5 protein-coding genes are annotated in these 6195 nt (G+C 57.9%); all 5 read right to left on the reverse strand.

The genetic code is table 11. From position 1 onward, the window contains the following. Positions 1–48 precede the first annotated feature (48 nt). Positions 49–942 (reverse strand): phosphate ABC transporter permease PstA, encoded by an 894-nt coding sequence (pstA, locus tag KY379_RS23825; RefSeq protein WP_133329067.1) that lies wholly within the window; start codon positions 940–942, stop codon positions 49–51. Continuing rightward, positions 942–1907 (reverse strand): phosphate ABC transporter permease subunit PstC, encoded by a 966-nt coding sequence (gene pstC / locus KY379_RS23830; RefSeq protein ID WP_133329065.1) that lies wholly within the window; start codon positions 1905–1907, stop codon positions 942–944. The genes pstA and pstC overlap by 1 nt, the downstream gene beginning before the upstream one ends. Positions 1908–1980: 73 nt before the next feature. Beyond that, entirely contained in the window at positions 1981–3009 is a 1029-nt protein-coding gene (gene pstS, locus KY379_RS23835; protein WP_133329063.1) for a phosphate ABC transporter substrate-binding protein PstS, read from the reverse strand. A 119-nt stretch (positions 3010–3128) separates the two neighbouring features. Next, a complete protein-coding gene (locus tag KY379_RS23840) occupies positions 3129–3899 on the reverse strand; it encodes a DUF6708 domain-containing protein (RefSeq protein WP_261241597.1) in 771 nt (256 codons plus the stop codon). Continuing rightward, positions 3899–6195: T6SS effector BTH_I2691 family protein (locus KY379_RS23845; RefSeq protein WP_261261845.1), on the reverse strand; the 2297-nt coding region annotated here is incomplete at its 5' end. The genes KY379_RS23845 and KY379_RS23840, both read right to left, overlap by 1 nt.

Consider the following 6195-nt stretch of genomic DNA (forward strand, 5'->3'; position numbering starts at 1 on the left):
AGCGGCGCGGTGCGCAGTGGATACGTTCAAGTTCAGATGCTCCCTGTCTTAATACTTGGGCTTGCCGAAGATGCGGCTGATGACGTTCACCACCAGCACGATCATCACCAGCACCAGCGAGGCGGCCCAGGCGAGCTCCAGCTGGTTGTCGAACGGCATGCCGGAGAAGTTGTAGATGAGTACGGCAAGCGAGGCCGTAGGGTTCATGACCGCAAGGCTGCCGTCATGGTAGATCCAGTAGTTGCTGAACAGCGCGGTGAACAGCAGCGGCGCGGTTTCGCCGGCGGCACGTGCAACGGCCAGCATGACGCCGGTGAGGATCGCCGGCAGGCCAGTTGGCAAGACGATCTTCCAAACCACCTGGGCGCGGGTGCAGCCCATGCCGTAAGCGGCATCTTTCATGATCTTGGGCACCATCTTCATGGCTTCTTCGGCGGTCAGCACGACGATCGGCAGCATCAGCACGGCCAGGGCGACACCGCCGGCCGGTGCCGAATAAGTCCCCGTGGTCATCACCACCAGCGCATAGGCGAATACACCGGCGAGAATCGAAGGCAGGCCGGTGAGCATCTTGGCGGCGAAGCGTGCGGCATTGGCCAGCTTGCTGTCCGGGCCCAGTTCGGCCAGGAACACCGCCGCCAGGATACCTACCGGCACGGCGATGGCTGCGGCAATGCCAACCATGACGAAGGTACCGGCCATGGCGTTACCGAAACCGCCGCCCATCTCGAAGCCCGTCGGCGGCAGTTCGGTGAACACTTCGAGGTTCAGGCGCGCACCGCCGCGGGTGATCAGCATGTACAGGACCGAGATCAGCGGCACGCTGGCGAGCAAGGCAACCAGCCAGACCAGGGTGGTCAGTACCACGCTGCGCAGGGCACGCCCTTCGAACCTGCGTTGCAGACTTGGCAAGGCGACGGCTGGGGTGGTCAGGTCGGTCATTATTTGTTACCCCGCTGGGCGTAGAGCATGATCATCGAGCCGAACACGTTCACCAACAGGGTGATGAACATCAGTACCAGCGCGGCGTACATGAGTATCTCGATCTCGTTCGGTCCGGCCTCGGGGAAGTTCAGGGCCAGCAGGGCCGCCAGGGTGTTGGCCGGGGCGAACAAGGACAGCGAGATGTTGTTGGCGTTACCCACCAGCATGGCCAGGGCCATGGTTTCGCCCAGTGCCCGACCGAGTCCCAGGACCAGGGAGCCGAAAATTCCGGTGGCAGCCGAGGGCACCATCACCTTGAGAATCGCTTCCCAATGGGTGGTCCCCATGCCGTAGGCCGCCTGTTTGGTTTTCATCGGTACGCTGGTCAGCGCATCCTGCGAAACGGCGGCGATGGTCGGCAGAATCATGATGGCGAGTACCAGTGCCGCTGGCAGCAGCCCAGGCCCGCTCAAGGAGGTGCTGAAGAATGGAATCCAGCCCAGCTCGCTGTTGAGCCATGCGGTCAGCGGGCGGATCGCCGGGATCACTACGTAGATGCCCCACAGGCCGTAGACCACACTGGGGATGGCCGCGAGCAGCTCGACGATGGTACGGAACACCGCAGCCAGTCTCGCGGGTAGAAAGTCCTGGGTGAGGAAGATGGCCATGCTGATGCCGAAGAAACCGGCAATCAGCAGTGCGATGAAGGCGCTGTACAGGGTGCCCCAGATGGCCGGCAGGATGCCGTACTTGCCCTGGTTGACATCCCAGACGCTGCCGAACAGCACGTCGAAGCCATGCTTCTCCATCCCCGGAAGTGCCTTGCTCCCCACTTCGTAGACCAACGCGAAGACCAGTGCCAGCACCAGCACCACGCCGATCCGCGCAAGCGCACGGAACGTGCGATCGACCAGGAAATCCCTGGCCGAGGGTGGCTGGCACGCTGAGTCGGGATTATCCGGTATGGCAAAGGGTGTGTTCATTGGCTGTTTCCGCGACGAAGGTCAAATGCTCCCGACGCGGTGGTCACACCGGTCAGGAGCGGTCTGGCAGGTATTACTGAATGTTCTGAGCCGCTTTACGCACTTCAGCGACGACCGACGGCGGCAATGGGATGTAGCCCATCGAGTCGGCGATTTTCTGACCTTGGGTCAGGCTGTACTCGACCATTTCACGCATGGCCTTGGCCTTGGCCGGATTGCCGTTGTCCTTGCGGAAGATCATCCAGGTGTAGGTGGTGATCGGGTAGGACTTGGCACCGTCCGGATCAGGCAGCCAGGCCACCAGGTTTTCCGGCATCTTCACCGCCGCCAGGGCTTCTGCACCGCTTTCGGCATTCGGCACGACGTATTGACCGGCCTTGTTCTGCAGTTCGGCGAAGTCGACCTTGGCCAGCTTGGCGAAGCCGTACTCGATGTAGCCAATGGCACCAGGCGTCTGGCGTACGGTCGCGGTCACGCCATCGTTCTTCGGCGACTTGATGAACTTGTCGGAGGCTGGCCAGTTGACGGTGTTGCCCTCGCCCATGGCGGACTTGAAGGCCGGATTGATGGTGGACAGGTGCTTGGTGAAGACTGCGGTGGTACCGCTGGAGTCGGCACGCACGACCACGGTGATCGGAGTGTCAGGCAGCTTCAGATCAGGGTTGGCCGCGACGATCTGCGGATCGTTCCAGTGGGTGATCTTGCCCAGGAAGATGTTGGAGTACACATCACGTGGCAGCTTCAGGCCCTTCGGATTGCCTGGCAGGTTGTAGGCCAGGACGATTTCACCAGCGGTCATTGGCAGCAGTTGCACGCCTTCACCCACCTTGGCGATGTCTTCGTCCTTCATGGCCGAGTCGCTGGCGGCAAAATCGACGGTCTTGTTCAGGAAGTCCTGAACGCCCGCACCACTGCCCTTGGACTGGTAATCGACGGTCACGCCATCGGTGTTCTTGCTGAAATCCTTGAACCAGGTGAGGTAGATCGGTGCTGGGAAGCTGGCGCCGGAGCCGGTCAGGCGAACGTTCTCGGAGGCGAAGGCACCCGAGGCACAGAGAGAGACCGAGACGGCGAGTGCAGCAGACTTCATCAGGCGTATCATCGAAAGAGCTCCATGTGTTGGCCGGAGCACTTTGCAATAGCTATGTTACAGCTGTGTGACGATTGGGTGGCAACGCTCGAGACAGACCCACTTTCCGACTAATGCTTAGACACTGGGACCTAGGGTGCCGTTCTCGACTCCAGGTCCATGTCGGCAGGCCACGTTACCTTGGGCGCCAAGCGGAGTGCGAATTCACACCACAGCACATCGTTATGGTCTTTGGGTGGGTCTGGGATTGGCAAGGCGGCGGGGCCTTCTTGCATGTAGGTACAGATGTAGGCCCAGGCATGCTCATCCGCCCCCATGGTGCCCAGAGGAAATCGGTCGATCACCACATTCGTGCCGGGCTCCACGATTGAAAGCACGACGCCAGCTTTGTAGATAACGCCGCCATTGGGCAAACCGCCCATCTGCGACCATCGTTCGGCCCTCACCTGGGACCAATCGTAGCTTACGGGCACTACGGTCCAAGCCGCGAAGGGGTTCCACCAAGTGTGTTTGAAGTTGTAGGCGTATATTTTTCGCCGAAGCCGATTGAAACGTAGAGGTTCGTCTCTCGGTGGGCAGACGGCGATTTTGAAGGAAAATAGCGTGCTCCACACACTAACAAGAAATACTAGGCTACCTGTAAACAGGAATTCAGTATCACCTTCAAAAAACGCATCCACTATATACCGAGGAATATCAAAAACACTGTAAGCCGTCAACAAAGAAAAGAAAATAAACACACCACGAAACGAGATCGAAGACCGAGGAATTTCTAAATAAATACCATCCTGGTAATTTGGCGACTTCCGACAAAGACTAGCCTCAATGGCAACTTTCTCGCCTGGACCTGGGAGATCTTCTTGCCATCCAGTACATGGCGGATTTAAAAGCGGACGACACATCACCTATCCTCCATTTGCGCTTGCAACTTATCTTCTCTAACGGTCACGACAGCCAGCCCAGCATCGTCACCCTTGTCAGGCCAGTACTCAATCTTCAGCTGAATTGCCGTAATACCGTGATTTTCACTCAGAGGAAGCCCGGCCTGAATTCTTAAACTCTTATCTTGACTGATACAGCTCAGTCGCGGCAAAGACTCGAAAAATATATCGCTAGTTCCCGCGGCCAAACCATTAATCCTACCCAACCGTTCACCATCCCCCCAAAGGGACACATCTTGCTTGTGGCCTCCGGGCCTGTACAGATCCAGATACCACTTGACACTTGACACTCCATCAATGAAACCAGGCAGCTCTATATTCAGATCCAGATAAAACCCGAAATTGACAGTTTCATTAGCGAATATAACCGCCTCAGATGCTTGATGATGCGGCGACTGCAGCCTCAAGGCAATTGAAATATCCGCGCGCAAACCGATAGCTGCGGCATTCAGCTCCCCAATAGAGGCGTCAAAGTTTGACGAGTGCATCCAGCGTCTTTCGTGTGGCGGCATCCCCCACCTCGAGCGCCGACACCAAAGTTCCAAAGCACTAGACTCTTCATGCCTGCCTCCTAAAGCGAGCATATACGCGACAAAGCCCAGTATGATTGCAATACCTAAAGCCCCGAGTAGTGCACCGGAAGAAAAAGCAGCGTACACTCCAGCACTAGTGGAAAATAACGCCACCCATCCAGCACCCACACAACTTCGAGAAGCGTTAGAGTCACTTGCAGCGGCCGCTCTCGAGGCCGCATGAAAATATTGCGCCGAATCCATCAATCCAGCCAGCGCCGTAATAGCACCACCAAATTTGGCGACAGTCTGCCCTAGGGATAACGTTGCACCAGTACCATTCAGCATCTTCCCTGGCCGAACCAGATCCATCAACAGCCCGGTGGTTTCAATACCTGCGCCCATCACGCCGAGTGTGGAGGAACCAATGGCTGCCAGCGCCTCTGGATTGCTCTGAGTCGTCTCAAGAAGCACCTCAAAGTTCTTGCGAAGTGTCTCCTGCTGAAACCACAAACTTCCAAGTGCCAATAACAGCTTCGCGCTGCCAGGACTGGAAGCCGCCGTACGAAGAGTACGCAGTCCATCGCTCGCGACGCTGCGAGCTGCCGCTGCGCCAATTTTCAGATCATCGCCTACAGACCTCATACTCAGCCGGAGGGTATCTGCACCGATTGAGGCTTTGCGTACAAGGGTCCCCGCTCCCTCGACCGCACTCTCCCGTAGCTGCGTCAACCTGGCTTGCAGACTCTCAGCGCTCTCCAGCGTCCATATCATCACCTCGATCATTTGGCTGCGATTCTCCGCCGCCGCTAGATGGATCGCCCCACTTAGCACCGTGGCCCGCACCTTGCGCCCGGCAGGTCTTCGGAAGTGCTTGTCCAATTGCCCAAGGAAAGCGTCGGTGCGCTCCTGCAGTGCCTCGCTGAGCAAGCTCATGTACTCGCCCAAGGTGAGCGAGAGCCTGACTTGTGTAATGGGTTGCCCCGCAAAGAGTAAAAATGCTGAGCTATGAACGTGACCGATCAATGCCCTCGTTCGCCCACTGATTTGCTTTCCAAGCGCATTGCCTGCACTGGCCATTCCAGCAAGGAGTTGGCCGATGGCATCTTGCACCGACTTGATCATCAACTGTTCGCCTTCCGAGCTAGTGGCGATGGCTTTAACCGCGTGATAGACCTGGGTCAGCTCATTGCTCGACAGCGCCTTGACCAATTGCTGGCGCAAGCTCTGGTTCTTGGCCGTCAAAGCCTGATATAGCAGGCTGTTGGGGTCTTCCAACAACTGCTGCCATAGGTACTGGGTGGGGCCGAGTGGATCATCCTGTTCGGGCAGTTTCTCTGTCGGCCCACCCGCCAGGCAGGCGGACAACATCTGGATGAAGTACTCGACTGAGAGTGGGCTGGTCGCGCTGTAGTCGAAGTAAGCGATACGCTGGAACGAGCGATGTCCGTAGAGAGTGGCGTAAAGCTCACCGGCCTTGTCGATCCTGGTTTGCCAATGCTTGACCTCGCGGTCGTAGCCGGCCTGGAAGGCGGCACGTGCTTTCTCGTCGTAGCGTTCTTCCAGCCGTTCACGGGCCTCTTCCTGCTTGTTCTTCGTGGCGCGCTGTGTGTGGGCTTCTATATCCACCGGTGGAAGGTAGGCTTTGAATCCGATGGGGCTCTCGTTCCATTTCTCCCTGTTTTCTGCTTCCTGGGCGGTATCCACCACAGCCTGGGCCGCTGCCCTGGCTTCGTTCAGTTCAC

Source organism: Pseudomonas sp. HD6422, assembly GCF_025377065.1.
Classification (GTDB): Bacteria; Pseudomonadota; Gammaproteobacteria; order Pseudomonadales; family Pseudomonadaceae; genus Aquipseudomonas; species Aquipseudomonas putida_U.